Source organism: Spirosoma pollinicola (genome assembly GCF_002831565.1).
Taxonomy (GTDB): domain Bacteria; phylum Bacteroidota; class Bacteroidia; order Cytophagales; family Spirosomataceae; genus Spirosoma; species Spirosoma pollinicola.
This window is the reverse complement of the sequence record NZ_CP025096.1, coordinates 1,239,967-1,256,773: the sequence shown is the minus strand read 5'-3', so window position 1 is coordinate 1,256,773 and position 16,807 is coordinate 1,239,967. Positions and strand designations below refer to the sequence as shown.

19 protein-coding genes are annotated in these 16,807 nt (G+C 46.8%); 15 read left to right on the top strand and 4 right to left on the bottom strand.

The window, feature by feature from the left end:
* The first annotated feature begins 178 nt into the window (after nucleotides 1-178).
* The 5 genes from CWM47_RS05495 to CWM47_RS38020 all read left to right on the top strand — a co-directional run bounded on the left by CWM47_RS05495 (nucleotide 179) and on the right by CWM47_RS38020 (nucleotide 2,050).
* Entirely contained in the window at nucleotides 179-619 is a 441-nt protein-coding gene (locus CWM47_RS05495; protein WP_240625722.1) for a cyclophilin-like fold protein, read from the top strand.
* A gap of 190 nt (nucleotides 620-809) precedes the next feature.
* Complete coding sequence (locus CWM47_RS05490) at nucleotides 810-968, top strand: SDR family NAD(P)-dependent oxidoreductase (RefSeq protein ID WP_240625721.1); 159 nt, start codon at nucleotides 810-812, stop codon at nucleotides 966-968.
* A 65-nt stretch (nucleotides 969-1,033) separates the two neighbouring features.
* The gene (locus tag CWM47_RS05485) at nucleotides 1,034-1,429 is read left to right on the top strand and encodes a (R)-mandelonitrile lyase (protein WP_100986948.1); all 396 of its coding nucleotides are present in this window, start codon (nucleotides 1,034-1,036) and stop codon (nucleotides 1,427-1,429) included.
* A 277-nt stretch (nucleotides 1,430-1,706) separates the two neighbouring features.
* Nucleotides 1,707-1,886 (top strand): hypothetical protein, encoded by a 180-nt coding sequence (locus CWM47_RS05475; RefSeq protein WP_157815905.1) that lies wholly within the window; start codon nucleotides 1,707-1,709, stop codon nucleotides 1,884-1,886.
* A complete protein-coding gene (locus tag CWM47_RS38020) occupies nucleotides 1,880-2,050 on the top strand; it encodes a hypothetical protein (RefSeq protein WP_157815904.1) in 171 nt (56 codons plus the stop codon). Before CWM47_RS05475 ends, CWM47_RS38020 begins: the two co-directional genes overlap by 7 nt.
* A gap of 282 nt (nucleotides 2,051-2,332) precedes the next feature.
* On the opposite strand, the gene CWM47_RS05470 is transcribed toward CWM47_RS38020, so the two are convergent.
* Entirely contained in the window at nucleotides 2,333-4,081 is a 1,749-nt protein-coding gene (locus CWM47_RS05470; RefSeq protein ID WP_100986943.1) for an outer membrane protein assembly factor BamB family protein, read from the bottom strand.
* 144 nt (nucleotides 4,082-4,225) lie between these two features.
* Between CWM47_RS05470 and CWM47_RS38740 the strand changes: the two genes are divergently transcribed.
* Nucleotides 4,226-4,378, top strand: coding sequence for a hypothetical protein (locus CWM47_RS38740; RefSeq protein ID WP_170069406.1), 153 nt, complete (start codon nucleotides 4,226-4,228; stop codon nucleotides 4,376-4,378).
* Between the two features lie 125 nt (nucleotides 4,379-4,503).
* On the opposite strand, the gene CWM47_RS05465 is transcribed toward CWM47_RS38740, so the two are convergent.
* Entirely contained in the window at nucleotides 4,504-5,229 is a 726-nt protein-coding gene (locus CWM47_RS05465; protein WP_100986942.1) for a LytR/AlgR family response regulator transcription factor, read from the bottom strand.
* 211 nt (nucleotides 5,230-5,440) lie between these two features.
* On the opposite strand from CWM47_RS05465, the gene CWM47_RS05460 reads away from it, so the two are divergent.
* The 3 genes from CWM47_RS05460 to CWM47_RS05450 all read left to right on the top strand — a co-directional run bounded on the left by CWM47_RS05460 (nucleotide 5,441) and on the right by CWM47_RS05450 (nucleotide 8,083).
* Nucleotides 5,441-7,075 (top strand): tetratricopeptide repeat-containing sensor histidine kinase, encoded by a 1,635-nt coding sequence (locus CWM47_RS05460; RefSeq protein ID WP_157815903.1) that lies wholly within the window; start codon nucleotides 5,441-5,443, stop codon nucleotides 7,073-7,075.
* Between the two features lie 51 nt (nucleotides 7,076-7,126).
* Nucleotides 7,127-7,336: a sensor histidine kinase gene (locus tag CWM47_RS40180; protein ID WP_170069405.1), complete on the top strand. Its 210-nt coding sequence runs from the start codon at nucleotides 7,127-7,129 to the stop codon at nucleotides 7,334-7,336.
* A 129-nt stretch (nucleotides 7,337-7,465) separates the two neighbouring features.
* Entirely contained in the window at nucleotides 7,466-8,083 is a 618-nt protein-coding gene (locus tag CWM47_RS05450; RefSeq protein ID WP_206170607.1) for a Pycsar system effector family protein, read from the top strand.
* Nucleotide 8,084: 1 nt separating this feature from the next.
* Here CWM47_RS05450 and CWM47_RS05445 read toward each other — a convergent pair whose 3' ends face one another.
* Together CWM47_RS05445 and CWM47_RS05440 are read right to left on the bottom strand one after the other, a co-directional pair.
* The gene (locus CWM47_RS05445; RefSeq protein WP_100986936.1) at nucleotides 8,085-9,170 is read right to left on the bottom strand and encodes a hypothetical protein; all 1,086 of its coding nucleotides are present in this window, start codon (nucleotides 9,168-9,170) and stop codon (nucleotides 8,085-8,087) included.
* A gap of 93 nt (nucleotides 9,171-9,263) precedes the next feature.
* Nucleotides 9,264-10,142, bottom strand: coding sequence for a PfkB family carbohydrate kinase (locus CWM47_RS05440; protein ID WP_100986934.1), 879 nt, complete (start codon nucleotides 10,140-10,142; stop codon nucleotides 9,264-9,266).
* 318 nt (nucleotides 10,143-10,460) lie between these two features.
* Between CWM47_RS05440 and CWM47_RS05435 the strand changes: the two genes are divergently transcribed.
* From CWM47_RS05435 to CWM47_RS05410, 6 genes are all read left to right on the top strand, one after another.
* Nucleotides 10,461-11,084 carry a TetR/AcrR family transcriptional regulator gene (locus CWM47_RS05435; RefSeq protein ID WP_240625719.1) on the top strand — a complete coding sequence of 208 codons (624 nt, stop codon included), beginning with the start codon at nucleotides 10,461-10,463 and terminating at the stop codon, nucleotides 11,082-11,084.
* A gap of 57 nt (nucleotides 11,085-11,141) precedes the next feature.
* Nucleotides 11,142-11,588 carry a phosphatidylglycerophosphatase A family protein gene (locus CWM47_RS05430; RefSeq protein ID WP_100986930.1) on the top strand — a complete coding sequence of 149 codons (447 nt, stop codon included), beginning with the start codon at nucleotides 11,142-11,144 and terminating at the stop codon, nucleotides 11,586-11,588.
* Between the two features lie 5 nt (nucleotides 11,589-11,593).
* On the top strand, nucleotides 11,594-11,971 hold the full coding sequence (locus CWM47_RS05425; RefSeq protein WP_100986928.1) for a GtrA family protein: 378 nt from the start codon (nucleotides 11,594-11,596) through the stop codon (nucleotides 11,969-11,971).
* Between the two features lie 86 nt (nucleotides 11,972-12,057).
* Entirely contained in the window at nucleotides 12,058-14,535 is a 2,478-nt protein-coding gene (locus tag CWM47_RS05420) for a DUF5686 and carboxypeptidase-like regulatory domain-containing protein (protein WP_240625718.1), read from the top strand.
* Nucleotides 14,536-14,553: 18 nt separating this feature from the next.
* Nucleotides 14,554-15,843 carry a DUF4833 domain-containing protein gene (locus CWM47_RS05415; RefSeq protein ID WP_100986924.1) on the top strand — a complete coding sequence of 430 codons (1,290 nt, stop codon included), beginning with the start codon at nucleotides 14,554-14,556 and terminating at the stop codon, nucleotides 15,841-15,843.
* 23 nt (nucleotides 15,844-15,866) lie between these two features.
* A complete protein-coding gene (locus CWM47_RS05410; RefSeq protein WP_100986922.1) occupies nucleotides 15,867-16,802 on the top strand; it encodes a phosphatase PAP2 family protein in 936 nt (311 codons plus the stop codon).
* Nucleotides 16,803-16,807: the final 5 nt, after the last annotated feature.

Below are 16,807 nucleotides of genomic sequence, written 5' to 3'. Positions count from 1 at the left end.
GACTGCGATTTCGCTATAAAGCCGCCCATGCTTTTCGGGTAGCTTTGCCCGTAGAAAGAGGCTACATTCAGGGTATATACTTAACGTTCAACAGCATTAATGAATCAGTATGCAAGCCATTAACAAGGCACGAATCAGCTTAATTCTTTTATTTCTCATTGGAATTATGGCGTGTACTATGAATAACAATGGGGGTCCTTCTCCTGCTGTACCTGGAAACAATGAACCAGATACAACCAGCAATAAGCCGCTCGGCGGTCCGGTCAGAATAAGGATAGGGACCACTTCGTTCATCGCAACCCTGCAGGACAATCCGACTGTCACGGCGTTTAGAGCCAGGCTACCCATGACCGTTTCGATGAGTGAGTTAAACGGGAACGAAAAACTGTACAATTTCCCCACCAGCCCGAATGCGGGACCGTTGCCCACCAATGCATCAAATCCCCGAACGATTACTACCGGTGATCTGATGCTGTATGGGTCCACTACGCTGGTGCTCTTTTACAAGTCGTTTCCGACAAGCTATAGCTACACCAGACTCGGACGGATTGATAACCCGGCCGGACTTGAGGCTGCGCTGGGTTCGGGTAGTGTAACTGTCAGTTTGGAGCTGCCATAGCACCTATACGTTACCTGCCGCCTGCGGGAATTGGGGACAGAACCCAATAGTTGCATAATCTTAAAAAAGCAGTCATCGGCCACCGCATTCGTAATCTGCCGATTACCCCGGATAAAGTGATGAAAAGCTGGCCTAGAGACGTGATTTTTTGCGTCTTCAATAAACAAAGTGCAGTAACCAATCAACGTATATGAAATCAACAGAAAATGAAATTTTCGCTGGTAAGGTAGCTTTTATAACCGGTGCCGGAACAGGTATTGGGCGAGCAACAGCCCTGGCCTTTTCGAGTCGGGGAGCCAGCGTCGTTATTACCGACGTTACTGAAAAAACACTTCAGGAAACGGCATAACTAATCGAAAAACAGGGAGGGCGCTCACTACCCGTCGTCTCAGTTAAATCGATAAAAGCATCAGTATGGAAATTACACGAGTAGGGTCACAACCGTCGGCTAAAGGACCGGACGACTGGTTTACCGGAGCCGTACGGATAGACAGCTTATTTGCGGCCAACGACGCAAGGCGTGGGGCAGCCGCCAGCGTTACCTTCGAGCCCGGTGCCCGAACCGCCTGGCATACTCATCCGCTGGGCCAAACCCTGATCGTAACCGCCGGGTGCGGCTGGATACAACGGGAAGGTGGTCGGGTAGAAGAAATTCGTCCCGGTGATGTCATCTGGTTTGAGCCCAACGAAAAGCATTGGCATGGAGCCACTGCAACAACCGGCATGACGCATATCGCCATTCAGGAAAACCTGAACGGTAACGTGGTAGAGTGGATGGAAAAGGTCAGTGATAGCGACTATTCGAAATAGGATTACGGATTTAGATTTTTTGCTGAATTCACCCGCTAATGACTACAAATGGATCCGCACGGTCGGCCCCGACGGATCCATTTATTTTTTATAAGAAAGCCCGGATGCCCGATATAATTGAGCGACTACAAGCGAGCTTTCGCGTAAGGATGGTTCGGAGTACCACAAATTTGGCGAGATCCTTTCCCACGCCATTCGGCTGTGCGTGACGATAAACGCCACGGCAACAAGCTAAAGACACTATGAGTAAAGAAACAGAAAGATGAACGAAACGGTCATGAAACATTCATTCGATACCAAAACAACCGGCTTTACCAGTCATCCGGCCGCTACACCGCAGCTTGCCGACATAGCTCTCCCTATCCTGTTGATACTAGTTAGCTTCTTTACGTCTGTTTTTTCGGCACAGGGACAGATTACCCAGGCCGTGACGAGTTCGCAGGCCTCGACGTGCTAACCTGTCGTCAGCGGGAACTGGTAACCATTTCGTCCCTTGCCAGTATGACTGGCGTTGACGGTCAGTTGCAGTTTCCTATGGGAGCAGGCCTGCAGGTAGGCCTCAGTGAAGCGCAACTCAACGGATTGATTTCGCTGATTGAAACCAGCGTTGGTAAGCAATAGGCCGATACCGCTCGACAGGTCCTGGCCAGCGTACTTGGGGCACGTCAGCCGAATAAATAAAATGCCCGATTTTACATGCTGAGTTTAGTTCAATGCACCCAACGGGTCAATTGCTCAAGAGACGGTAAACAGCAAAAAATGGGTAGGCCATCATCCGTAATGAAGGGGCCGTAGTTTCAAGTCCTATAGGAGACTCTTAATAAAAAAGCACTTAACATTATCGTTAAGTGCTTTTCTTATGTCGGTCACAATAAAGCTTGCATTACATGTATTGAGGCCGATTTACTGCTGGCCCCCACTAATACCCGGAGCGACGATGCTCCCGCCCGCTGTATACATACTGGGGCTTGCCAACAACTGACCATCGAGTGGATTTTTCCAGCGAAGACTTCCAGTAGTGGCATTTAAACAGTACAGTGTGCCATCTTGACTACCTACGTAGACAACGTCTGTCTGAACAATAGGACTCGACGTGATAGGCTTTCCTGTACTGTATTTCCAACTGAGTGCACCCGTAGAAGTATCCAGTGCGTAGACGGTGTAATCTTGTCCACCCAGGAATACCTTACCACCCCAAACAACAGGACTGGAGGTTATAGGCCCTCCTGTACCATATTTCCACACCAGTACGCCGGTAGTCGCATTTAAGGCATAGACCGTACCATCTTCGCTAGCAATAAAAACGTTATTGCCGGATACAGTTGGGCTCGACGAAATCTTGCCTCCTGTACTATATTTCCATTGAAAGGCACCTGTGCTGGCAGTTAAAGCATAAATTGTATAATCATCGGAACCAAAATAAATACGACCATTATCGATAGCCGGGCTGGAGCGGATAGCAGCACCCGTGCTATATTTCCACTCTAGCTGCCCCGAACTGGCATTGAGCGCGTAGAGCGTCTGGTCTTTACTACCAAAGAAAACGCTCCCATTGGCAACTGTTGGACTCGTTGTCACGCCCCCTGCGGTGCTGTATTTCCATTGTAACGAACCGGTGGCCGTGCTTATCGCATAGAGATTCTGGTCTTCGCTACCCACATATACCAGTGTATGTGAAACGACCGGACTTGATAAAATACCAGTACCTGCACTAAACTGCCAGCGTTGCTGACCAGCCGTCGTGTCGTAGGCAAACAGGGTTCCGCCATCGGATCCTGTAAAAACTAGTCCTGCCGCTACATATGGACTCGACGTGAAAGCCGAGCTTGTTGAAACCCGCCACTTACCCGCGCCTGTATTGCCATCGATAGCGAAGAAATTACCCAACGAATTGCCAATGTACAGTACACTACCAGCGTTAGGCGGAACAACAGGCTTATCAAACCGTTTGACGGCAATAGGGAAACAACCGACTGTATTTTGTTCTTCGACAATAAACGGACAGCAACTGAAATCAGGACAATTGGCGGTATTTGCGGAATAAAGGCTATATGTACCAGCCGCCGTTATACTCAATAGGTTACTGGTTTCGGTCAGTAGCACAGCACTGGTACTGCCAGGCGGAATTCGATACCATTGATAGTCCGGGCGACCGGGTGGGGCAGTCAATTGGAAGCGGTATGCTGTTCCGGCACACATTTTGACGGGTATGGTGGTGCAGGCCCGAACCGCTTCGCCAGGAATACTGGCCGTATTGTAAACTATTCCGCCGGCAGTAACCGTTACTTGAAACGTTAGGCTTAGCTGTTGCCCGGCAGCCATATTCAGCACCTGCCAGGCACTAACGCTGGCACCCGGCGTAAAGGTCGTTCCGGTTGGAACGATTGCCGACCCAGTTATATAACTAACACCCGCTGATAAGGAGTCCTGAACGACTACACTGGCAGATACAGTACCCGTATTTGTCAAAACAAGGGTATAACTCAATACATCGCCCACATTGGCCCGGCTTTTGTCAACTGTTTTTGTAAGTCGAAATGTTGGGTTTATTTGTTCGTATACTTTGATATAGGCTTGAACAGGGGTAATTCCCCAACCGGACAGACATATCCATAGAAAAATGGCGCAAAAACGCATACTGGAATTAGTCATGGACTATATAGGAGTGGTTGAAATTATATACTAATAGAAAAAATTAGTATATAATTATAGGCAAAAATCATGCCTTCGTTCCTGCGTTTATTTTCACTACGAGATTTTCGTTTAATCCATATTATTCCCTTAAATTCTGACAGCATGAATCCAGATACTCCCCCAACCACACCCAATTCGGATGAAGAACTCGATGATCCATATATACACACCGTTTCGACGGAGGAGTTTGTAGAAACGGTGGAGCGGGCAAGTCAGGAAGAGAATGATGACGTGCTGGCTCCAAAGGAAGACTAGCTATTCCTTAGCCACCATTAACGCTTTTCGTCACATTAGTAGACTTTGATCAACTTACTGGAGGGGTACCAATAAGTTACGAAAAAGCAACATGCTGGTAAACTGTACGGGTATCCGGTTATTCATTACTTTCTTGCAAATTCCATCAGCGATTTGCGATAGTGTCGGCCAATGGGTAACGATACATGCTCATTGACTTTGATAGAAAGCGGACCAATCTGTTTAATAGCTGATTTGTTAACAATATAAGCCCTGTGAATGCGCAGAAAACTCACGTCCAGGTCCTCTTCAAGGACTTTGCTCAACGACTTTTTTAGCGCGTATTTCTTTGCCGTCGTGAACACAAAACAATAATTACCCTCTGACTCAATATAGACTATATCATCAAACAGTACTTGTTCCTGCTGCCCCCCCTTCCCACTTAAATACAAATACTGTTTAGCTAATAAGTTATACTGCCGGTTGCGCTGCATCTCTTCATATATACTATACAGGTTGGCATGCAGCGTAAAAAGATTTATCGGTTTACTGATAAAGCGAAACGACGATTTGCGCTGGGCTTCCAGAAAAATATCCTTATCGTTGGTATTGGAAACAAACAGAAGGGAGATAGGCCGGTGTTTGAGGTAGTCGAACAAAGAGAGGCCTACTGGCTTATTATTCATAAAAATATCAGCAATGACAATATCTACCTCGTTGGTTTCCAGAAATACTAACAGAGGAGTCAGGGTCTCAAAGACAGCCACCAAGTCCAACTGATGCTCTTTGTCAACTAATTCGGTAAGCATTATCTGTATAGTTAAACTGTCGATAGGATTATCTTCCAGAAGAATAATACGGATGGGGGACATACTTTTATATAGGAAATTTCAGTACAATGCGCGGTAGAACACAAAGTAAGGAATTTACCACGGTAAAACTGATGTAGGTTACTTGTGATTTTAATAAATAAAATGTATCTATTGTATTTACTATTTAATTAACAACAACTTGCCATCTGTAGACAAAAGGTTTTTTTACTGTATTTTTACAGCTTAACAACGCCTTCCTACCCTTTATCAAGTGAAGTTCTTTCTACTTACCCTATTACTTACAATCAGGGTGTTTACCGCCCTGGCTCAGCCTAAGACCTATACCTCGTTCCAGGATTATTTTGTTGTAAACATGAATCCAGACAGTCTGGAAAAAGTAGTGTATAGCCATAAAGACGATCAGTCACGCTACATGCATGAGCTGATCTGGCTGGAATATAGCCGCTACAAAATTTCGGATAACTTTGGCAACGATCTGGCAACCATTCAAAAGTTAGTGAGTCAGCAGCGCTCTGGTGTTGGTATAGCGATGTATAACTATTTGATGGGTATCCGCTACAAATCAGAAGATGCGCCAAAAGCCCTTACTTACTTTCAAAAAGCACTGACCTATTTTGATCGTACCAGCGATACATCCGGTATGGCCCACTGCCATCTGGCGCTCATGCGATTGAATATCGATAATTTTAACGAACGGGTTGGCGATATCGACAAGGCTAAATTTCATTATGATAAAACTCTCTCTCTAGTCGAAACGTCATCCGACCCCCGGAATAAAATAAGCCTTATGCCAAGGTATCTGGCAGAGCTGGATTTATTCTATCAGCCAATGACTTTAGCAGAGGTTGAGAAAAAATATGACAGCATAGTACAACTTGTCGGAAAATACCCGGAGATGAGATTTATGTTGAAGGATATCTACCTTAATCTCAGTTTTTTCTACATTTTGAATAAAGATTTTCAAACAGCTATAAACAAACTAAACTTGTCACTGAAATATGCAGCTCACTGCAGTTCCTATAATCAAATAACGATTTACTCAAATCTTGCGTCTGCCAATGAAGGTTTGGGTAACTACGTAGAAATGGAACGATATTTGAAAAAGATATTGGCCGCAGGTAGGTCAAAAATTGGTCTCAATGACTATGTAATTATTGAAGCTAATTTTGGTATGGCAATTGCCCGTACAAAGACTAAAAAAGTTAAAGATCTCCTGCCCTATTTACTGGCCTATGATTCGCTCAAAAGAGCCTACACGGAACGGGTGAAAATAAAGGAGCTGCTTAACCTCCAGGCCAAATATGAATCAGAGAAAAAGGAAGCCACCATCAAAACCCTCGAACTCGAAAAACAACGAAATGAAGACCGAAATCAGCTCATTATGGCCGGGTTAGTGCTGGCTTTGATCATTATTGGCATCATTAGTCTGTTAGCCGTCCGCCTTCGCACGACCAATACTGAACTGCAAAGTCTTCAACAATCCAGAGATAAACTCTACACCGTAATTGCCCACGACCTGCGCGAACCCATCAACAGCATCATGAATGTGGGTACCCTGCTGCGCTTTTTGATTCGTCAAAACCGTAGTCAGGATGTCGAAAAAGTAACCCAGCAAATCGATCTTATGGGCCAGCAAACCAGTCTGTTGCTCAATAACCTGCTTGAATGGGGCAAAAACAATCATTTCGAGCAGCAATCCAGCCCCCAGCCATTCGACGCGGCCCCCCTGCTCCAGGAGTTGACTCAGGTTTATAAAGGACTGGCAGAGGCCAAAGGTGTTCTGCTTTCGGTGGTCATACCTGATCACTATACCCTGACAGCCAACCCCAAAGACCTCTCTCTTATTGTCCGTAATCTACTCGACAATGCCCTTAAACATACCTAAAAAGGCGGTAAAGTAGCGCTCAGTGCCGCACCAGAACAAGCCACCATTCAGGTGCAGGATACGGGCGACGGTATTGCTCCCGACCAGCTGGCCTACCTCCAGCAGGTATTTTCCGGCAAGCGACGGCCCCAGGTGGGCACGCATGGGTTGGGATTAGGGCTGGTACTGATCAATGATTTTGCTCGCCGGAATGGAGCCACCCTGCGCTTCAACAGTCAGCCAGGGCAAGGCACGACGGTTTCCGTTCTATGCAGAAAATAGGTACAATAAAGGGCAAAAAACAGTCGTAAAATCTTCGCTGACAAACTAACGGGCGAGTTAGACAGTCGATCGTTTTATTGGTCAATGTCTATAAGACACGTAACTTACGGCTTAAACTGACCACCCACAATGACACCCATGCCGCCAGAAGATCAATCGTCGGAAATAGCAGTACCTGATAGTCAAAAACGCAATAAACCTAAGAAAGAGAAGGGCAAGAAAACCAGTAAAGGGGTGGAAACGTTATTTCGAACCACCTTGTCCAATCACATGAAACTCAGCGAAATGGCCGACAGTAAGGCCAACCTGATGATTTCAATCAACACCATTATTGTTTCCATTACTATTTCGGCTTACGCCCGCAAATTCGACGCCCCCGCCATTCTATTAATTCCCAGTTTACTCCTGCTGACGGTTTGCCTGGTTACGATCATTGTCTCGCTGATTGCGACCAACCCCACTATTTCACCTTTGGCAAAACGTGGAAGCACACCGAAAGAACGGCCAATCGATCTGTTATTTTTCGGTTATTACACGCAACTTACGGCAACCGACTACCGCACCGAGCTACGGAAACTGCTCACTAACGACGAAGATCTTTATACGAGTCTGATCGACAATATATACACACAGGGTCTGGTATTATCCAGAAAATACCGGCTCCTTAAATTCGCCTATCAATTTTTCATGATTGGCTTCTCGGCGGTAATTATCAGCGTTATCATCACGCTGATCGTGATGCAATAAGCTACTTCACCTCAGCCGACTGCGCATTCGCTCTGAATACCGTCTGCGCCGAGGCCGGTTTATTAATGAGGGTATAGAACTCATCCAGGTATTTCAACGTGCGTTTTATATAGGCCTTGTCCAGCCGACTATCGTTCTGATATACGGCATAAACTTGCGGCTTCACCTGATTGAACGTATTGAATACCTGCTGAAAAAGGGCCGTTGGATAAGCCAGACCCCGATATATCCGTTCTTTCACCGATCTGATTTCGAGTCGCGGATCAGGGAGGGCATAGCTCGCTCCTACGATACCGGCATGATCGAAATCGTAAGGCACGGGCACAAAACTTGTCTTGCCGTTATCAAGAAATCGAATGTTGTGCAGATAAGGCACAGACCAGTCGGTGTTACCAATCATGTATTCAAAAACCGCAACCGTAGCCATCCTGAGCGAATCAGTATAGCTCATGCTGATCTGTTTCATGTTGCTGATCTTTGAGCCGTTCCGTTTGGCTAAGTCATCGTCGTCTTCGAGCAAAAACGCCCAGTGTGTTTCAGAGGAAACCTTACCCAGCGAATCGGCATAGGTGACCCGTGCGAGTTGCGCGCGAAAACTAACATCGGTAAGCAGGTTGTAGAGTTTATAGACCAGGTATTCGCGCACAACCCATTCGTCGACCTGGCAGTGTGTTACCAGTTTCAGCTTATTCTGGTGGGCAAACAGCGTTTTTTTAGCTTTCTTTTTGGGAAGGTCAATGAGCAGGGGCGGAAAGGAGCAGTTGACCCGGCTGCGTCGAAAATTACCCCGTACTTTCAGCGTGAGCGGCAAACTAACGGGCTGGTTCCGGGCATCGACATAGGTTAAAGAAGCTACATGCGTAACGGGCTTATCGCCCCTATCTTTCAACAGCACGCGCAGATCGGCGGCAGTGAGCGTAAACGCCAGTTCATTGACTGAGCCAAACAACGGGGAATCCTTACCGGTTGCTGCAGTGGTTGATTTTAATGAATCCGGCGCTGATGAAGCCCGCTGAGCAACAGACGTTTCTATCAGCACAAAACAAAAAGCCCAAAGAAGCAGGCCAGCAACGTAGTCTTGTTTCATATACGGGCAATTTAGCAATAAACCCGGCACCTCCATACGCTGGAAACAGATTGACGACAGTCAACCCGGCTCCGGTATAGGCAGGCATTGGGCTTATGCCGTAACCCCTTGTTCTACAAGGCTCATAATCAGATCGGATGAGCCGGAGAAAGGCCCTGAAGAGGCTACTTTCAACGTTGCCAATGCCGCCCCGAATTCGCCGGCTTCCTGCACCTGATTTCCCTGCACGCGTTTCCATAAATAGCCCGCCATGTATGTATCACCACAGCCTGTGGCATCGACAACGGCAGTAGGTTTGAAGGCCGGAATCTGATAGAAGACGCCCTTGGTGTAAATAAGCGATCCCATACTGCCAAGCGTTATAATCACTTCTTCCACACCCAGATCGGCCAGATACATGGCTCCATCACGCGCATTTTTTCGCCCCGTAACGACTTCCATCTCAAACTCATTGGCTTTCAGTATGTCTACGTAGGGAAGGATTCTTCCTTTATCGACCCAGTCATGATACATCACTTTTTGATTTCGCACAGACCGTAAATACCCTTGTACGTCAAGCGACACGAGTGCTTTCTTTGACAGGTCCTTAATTAATTGTGCAGGAATATCATCGAAGAGCAAGGGCCCCAAGTGAAACACTTTTGCACTTACAGCTGGCATTTGAGAAACCCTGAAGGGAGATGCTTTCTGGAGTACGTATTGTTCCCGGTGATTCTGGTCATCGCTATAGCTGTTTTTGAAATAGACAGTATGACGGCTCGGCAATGCATAAACATCAATTCCTTCGGCTCGCAAGTCATCAATAATAGGATATTCCCGAGGAGCCAGAGCCGTGATAAGTTTATGCTTTATGTCGGAATACTGAAGTGTTTTGGCAAAATAAAATGACGTTCCACCGGGCATAGATGTAACTCTTTGCGCAGTGACAATTTCGTCCAGCGATATATGACCTATTGTGCAGATGTCGTACATAATTTATAACTATTTAAAAGACAACTTACTAATCCTGATAGTTGTTACCAGAATGACCTGCTGGTTAAGCAACCTTCTCTTGATCTGGCAGGCCAGTTTGTTGCGGCAGCCTTCCTGTCAAGCAATGCCTACAGAAGAAAAAAGAATTTTCGTAATCATCCGTTACTGCCCTTTGTCCTTTTTTTACCGCTTCGAACAGCTGGAATTTAGGACTGATTCAGGAGAAAACAGTATTTAATCAACTTGTTTAATCAATTCATTAAATCATTTGACAAATATAAATAAGCTGCCGTACCTTTGATGCAACAACAAAAAGAAATGATGAAATCTGCTAGTTCCGCGGAAGAAAAAATCAAAGAAGCGGCTAAGAAAGTATTCCTGGAAAAAGGATTCGATGGGGCTACAACCCGCGACATTTCCAAGGCATCTGGCTTGAACTGCGCCTTAATGAATTACTACTTCCGCACGAAGGAGAAACTGTTTGCAGCCATTTTTGAGGACATGCTTCAGCTTTTCTTCGCGGGTATGACTACGGTACTTAATAAGCCAATTAGTCTGAAAGAGAAAATAATTGAATTGATAGAACATGATTTTCAGACGTTTAAGCAAAACCCTAGCCTATGCATCTTTGTTTTAAATGAGGTACACAGAGACCCTGATCAGTTGATCAATCTTTTTCGGGTAGCAAAAGCCCAGTGGACTTCACTTTTTGAGAAACAATTGCAGGAAGCTATTGATGCGGGTGTTGTTCGCCCCATCAAAATGCAGCATGTGTTGAGTCTTTTATTATCGAACACTCAATTTATTTTTCTGGGGAAAGCCATCACCATGAACACCTGGCAAATGGATGAAGAAAGTTTCGATGCCTTTGCCGAAGATCACAAACAACTCATTACCCAAATGATTGTCGGCTATTTATTTATAGATGATTCAGGCGTTTAATCGGCTTTTCACTAATTGGCTAGCTGAGTACATTCAATTGGCGCATCTATATGATCCATGCATAAACTAATCGCTACCGCACTGGGTATTGGTTATATCCCGAAAGGGGGCGGTACGGTAGCCTCGATTGCATGCTGTGCACTATGGTATCTGGCGCAACCCGCTGGCTACCCGGCTTTTGCTCCGGTACTGATTGCGATTGCCCTGACGGGAATCGGTATCTGGTCGGCCAACGTAGTTGAAGAAGAGTGGGGAAAAGACAGTTACCGCGTTGTTATCGACGAAATAGCTGGCATGTGTCTTACGCTGTTATTCATCCCGATTAATGAAAAAAGCCTGCTGGCGGGGCTTGTTTTATTCCGCCTGTTTGACATAGCCAAACCGTTCGGTATTCGAAAACTGGAAAAACTGAGCGGAGGCTGGGGCGTTATGCTCGATGATTTGCTGGCGGGCTTATATGCCAATTTACTGTTACAGGCTGCGCTGGCACTGCGTATTTTATAAATCCTATGCGAACATTCGTTAAAGTTCAGGCCACCTCCCTTATGGCTACCGGTGTAGACTTTCTGACAACTATTCTGTGCGTCCAATTGGGGCATTTCTGGTATTTGTCGGCCAGTATTAGCGGGGCAGTTTTTGGTGGGCTGACCAGTTTTATTATTTCAAAAAAGTGGACGTTTGCCAATAGCTCTCAGCCCGTAGCCTCACAGTTCAGCCGGTTTGTGCTGGTCTGGCTCGGCAATGCAGGTGCCAACGCAAGCGGACTTTTTGTTGCTACTCATTTTCTGGGCGTCCAGTATCTGGTCGCAAAAACAGCCATCGGCATTCTGGTGGGTGTCACGTACAATTATTTTTTGCAGAAAGACTTTGTCTTCGTTATGTCATGAATCACTTATATCGTTGCGTGCGTCACCAAACAGTCCTGCTGCTAAGCGGGTTACTGTTATTGTGTTCTGGTTTGACCCACGCGCAGATGACTACTGTTACTGGAACCATTATTGACGGAGTGTCTAATCAGCCCCTCCCCTTTGCCAACGTCGTTTTTGTTGGCTCAACCATCGGCACGACCACCAGCGAACGGGGCACCTACACATTAGCAGCCACGGGAAGTTTTACGAAAATAACCTTTTCATTTATTGGTTATAAATCCATTACCAGAACAATTACACCGGGTGCAACTCAACAGATCAATATCAAGCTGGAGTCCGACTCGCAGTTGTTGAACGAAGTAGTTATTCGCAGCGGGAAACGGGAACGCTATCGCAACAAAAACAATCCGGCCGTTGAGCTGATCCGAAACGTAATTAGCCATAAAGAGCAAAATCAGATAGAGCACTACAATTATGTGTCGTATGAGGAATACGACAAATTACAGTTTTCGCTCAGCAGTCTGTCAGCCAAGGTATCGGAGCGGAAAATTTTCCAGAAATACCAGTTCCTGCTGGCGAATCGGGATACGACTACCCTACCCGGAAAGTCGCTTCTGCCAATCTACCTGGAAGAAAAGGTAACGGATAGCTATTTCCGTAAAAGCCCGCAGAAAGAAAAAACTATCATAAAAGCCAAAAAGCGCGTCGATTTCGGTCAGTATTTTGACAATAATGGCCTTAGCCTTTACCTGAACCGGATGTACTCGAAGGTCGATATTTATTCAAACTCGATCTTTCTGATGACCAATCAGTTCCTGAGTCCTATTGCCACAACGGCACCAACTTTTTACCAGTATTTCTTGTCCGATACCATCCAGGTCGGAACGACAAAGCTGGTGGGGTTGACCTTTGTGCCCCGCAATGGAACGGATATGCTTTTTCAGGGCAAAATGTATGTGACGCTGGACAGCAACTATGCCGTTCAGCGAATCAATTTGTCGATAAACCCGAAAATCAATCTCAACTGGGTTCGCGACATGCAGATTCGTCTGCAATTTGAGCAAAACACCGACGGCAAATATTTTCTCAGCAAAAGCGACCTTTTAGCCGATTTTGGCATTACCAAAGGCAAGGGGGGCGGCATCTTCGGCCAGCGAACGCTGTCGTACAAAAACTACAAAACCAACGAACCGCAGTCCGACGAATTTTATAGCGGTCAGCCGCAGGTAGTGGAGGCCGGTGCCGCGACGAAATCGGAGCAGTTCTGGGTAGAAAACCGCCACGATACGCTATCGTCTGCCGAGTCGAAGATATACGCCAATATCGACAGCCTGAAACGAATGCCCTCGTTTCGGCGCACAATGGAAGCCCTTACGTTTGTGGTTGCCGGGTATAAGTCGTTCGGTGCCTTTGAGATAGGCCCGGCCAACACGTTCTACAGTTTCAACCCGGTAGAGGGGTTTCGGCTGCGGCTGGGCGGGCGCACCACGCCGGAATTGAGCAAGCGGTACTATGCCGAAACCTATGCTGCCTATGGCTTCAAAGACCAGCGCTGGAAGTATTTTCTGAGCGGAACGTATTCCCTCAACAACAAAACCATTTACCAGTTTCCCCAAAACTACATCCGGGCCAGTTTCCAGCGCGACACCAAAATTCCGGGGCAGGAGCTTCAATTTGTGCAGGAAGACAATTTTTTGCTGTCCTTCAAACGGGGTGTTAACGACAAATGGCTCTATAACGACACTTGGCGGATCGACTATGTTCATGAGTTCGAGAACCACTTTTCGTACAGTATCGGGTTCAAAAACTGGCAGCAAGCCCCTGCCGGAGCGTTGAAGTTCAAACGCGAGGACGACAACGAAAACACGCCTTCGCCCACCGTTACCACCTCCGAATTCTCGCTGGAAACGCGCTGGGCACCTAATGAGCAGTTCTATCAGGGCAAGATTTACCGGGTGCCGATTGTGGGCCGATACCCTGTTTATACGCTCCGCTTTGCTACTGGCATAAAAGGCTTGCTCAACAGCCAGTACAACTATCAGAACCTGACGGGCACCATTAGCAAACGCTTCATGTTATCGCAACTAGGCTATTCGAACGTTACGGTGCAGGGCGGCTACATTTTCGGTCAGGTTCCGTTTCCCCTACTGAACATTCATCGGGCCAACCAAACGTATGCGTATCAGTTGAATTCGTATAACCTGATGAACTTCCTGGAGTTTGTGAGCGATCACTATGCCAGCATAAGCATCGACCATTCGTTTAATGGGTTTTTCTTCAACAAAATCCCATTATTCAAGAAGTTGAAATGGCGGGAAGCGGTGTCGTTTAAGGCGCTCTATGGCGGTTTACGCAGCCAGAACGATCCGCAGCAGAATCCGTCGCTCTATCAATTTCCGACCGACGCCTTTGGTGTGCCATACACCTACACGCTAAACAAAACGCCCTACATTGAAGCCAGTGCGGGTGTTGCCAATGTGCTGAAGTTTTTCCGGATCGACCTGGTCAAACGACTCAATTACCTCGATCACCCAAATGTGTCGCAATGGGGTATTCGCGCCCGCGCCACATTTGACTTTTAACGCCATACACCACCTGCCATGCAACAGACACTTTCTCTTCGTACAAAAATTCAGTTGGGGATATATACAATCATTAACCCCTTCGTCAGGTTGCTCATTCGGATAGGGCTAACGCCTAACATGATCACGACCATCGGGCTGGTTTTGAACATAGGCGTGGCGTTAATCTTCATTCTGGGTGCCCAGCAAGGCAATCGGGGCGATTTAAGTTACGTTGGCTGGGCGGGTGCGCTGGTGCTGTTTGCCGGTTTATTCGATATGCTCGACGGGCAGGTAGCGCGGCTGGGCAAGATGAGTTCGCTCTATGGAGCTCTATTTGATTCAGTGCTGGATCGCTACAGCGAACTGATCATGTTTCTGGGAATTTGCTATTACCTCATTGCCCATCATTACTTTTTTGGGTCGTTGTTCGCCTTCATCGCCCTGATTGGTTCCATGATGGTTAGCTATACCCGTGCCCGTGCCGAAGGGCTGGGAATCGAGTGCAAAGGGGGACTCATGCAGCGTCCTGAGCGGGTAATTACCATTGGTGTGTCGGCGCTGGCGTGTGGCTTCCTGGCTCCTGTGCTCGGGCCCGATTTTAAGGTTTATATGCCGGGGATTCCTATGCATGTATTCGAAACGATGTCAATCTTTACCCTGCCGTTAACGCTCATGGCGGTGATGACTAACCTCACGGCCTATAACCGCCTAATGGACGCAAAGAAAGCACTCACCCAAAAGGAGAAATCGCCTTCGCGGTCCAACGCCCTGATGCTGACGTTTCTGCTACTAACGGCTACGCTGGCCCACTCGGTGGTGGCAAAAGGGGTTGTGAAGGCTCCTACTGACGAACAGCCAAAAATCAGCTTTCCGATACCCAAAAATATTCCCAACCAATTATTTTACCTTCAGCGAGATCCAAATGTCAATACCATTATCTGTGCATTGAACCTACAGAATGGTCAGTTGGATAAACGGGAGCCTGTTCGTGTTTTCTGGATTCGCTACACCGAACAAAGCCAGCAGAAGGAGCTTTCGTATCTTCAGCGCACCTTTGCCTACGGCATCAAAGCCCATGCGCTGTCGAACGACGAATTTGAACTGAACTTTGTTTCCTACAAGAAATTCCCCCTACATCTGGTTAAATCGGAGCGGGGCGCGGGTTACTATGTGTATGCCACGGTGAACCAGAAAAAGGTGATTCTGAAACGACTCTATCTGCATATTGAGGGCGGCACCTTATGGATGCCGAATGTCAAATACATTCAGGTCGAAGGCATTAACGCAACTACCGGCGAGAGTACTGTCGAACGTATTATGGTTTAACGCTGTACTTGTTTACCCGTAACATGATCTCGAATTCGCCGGTTGCCAACCCGACTCTTCCCAAACAGATTTTAACGCTGAGTATCCTTTCACTTGGTTATTTATTGCTGTCTTTTTTGCTGGTTGGCTTTAAATCAGACCAGTTGTTTCTGATTGCGTTGGTCAATGGCCTGTATTTTGCCTCCAGTCAGAGCCGTAAGTTTGTTCTGGGCTTTTCTATTTTCATCGTGTACTGGATCGTTTTCGATTACATGAAAGCGTTCCCGAATTACCGATATACTACCGTACACATCGAATCCCTCTACCAGCTGGAGAAAAATTTGTTCGGCATTCCCTACGGCTCGTCCATTCTGACCCCCAATGAATACTGGCTGGCTCATCGAACAACCTTTCTGGACGTGATGACCGGGTTATTCTATTTAACCTGGGTTCCGATTCCACTGCTTTTTGCGACCTATCTTTTTTTCAAAGATCGGCCCGCATTCTATCCCTTCGCGCTGACGTTTGTGCTGGTTAATTTACTGGGCTTCGTGGTTTATTACCTGTATCCGGCGGCCCCACCCTGGTACAGTCAGGAATATGGGTTTGTCTTTCATCCGCACACTCCCGGCAACACCGCTGGCCTGGCCAATTTTGACCGATACTTTGGCATTTCGCTGTTTAGCTCCATCTACGCCAAAAGCTCCAATGTGTTTGCTGCTATGCCCTCGCTGCATTCATCGTATCCAGTGATTGTGCTGTATTCTGGACTTAAGAAAAAACTAGGGTGGGTAAACCTGTTTTTTGTGGTTGTGATGCTCGGCATCTGGTTTTCGGCAGTTTATTCCAGCCACCATTATGTGCTGGATGTACTGGCCGGTGTTACCTCTGCTCTTGCGGGTATTACGCTGTTCAATCAGTTAGTCAAAACAACCTGGATGGCGGGTTTTATTCAGCGAATGGTCGCCTTGACGGCCTAGATCAG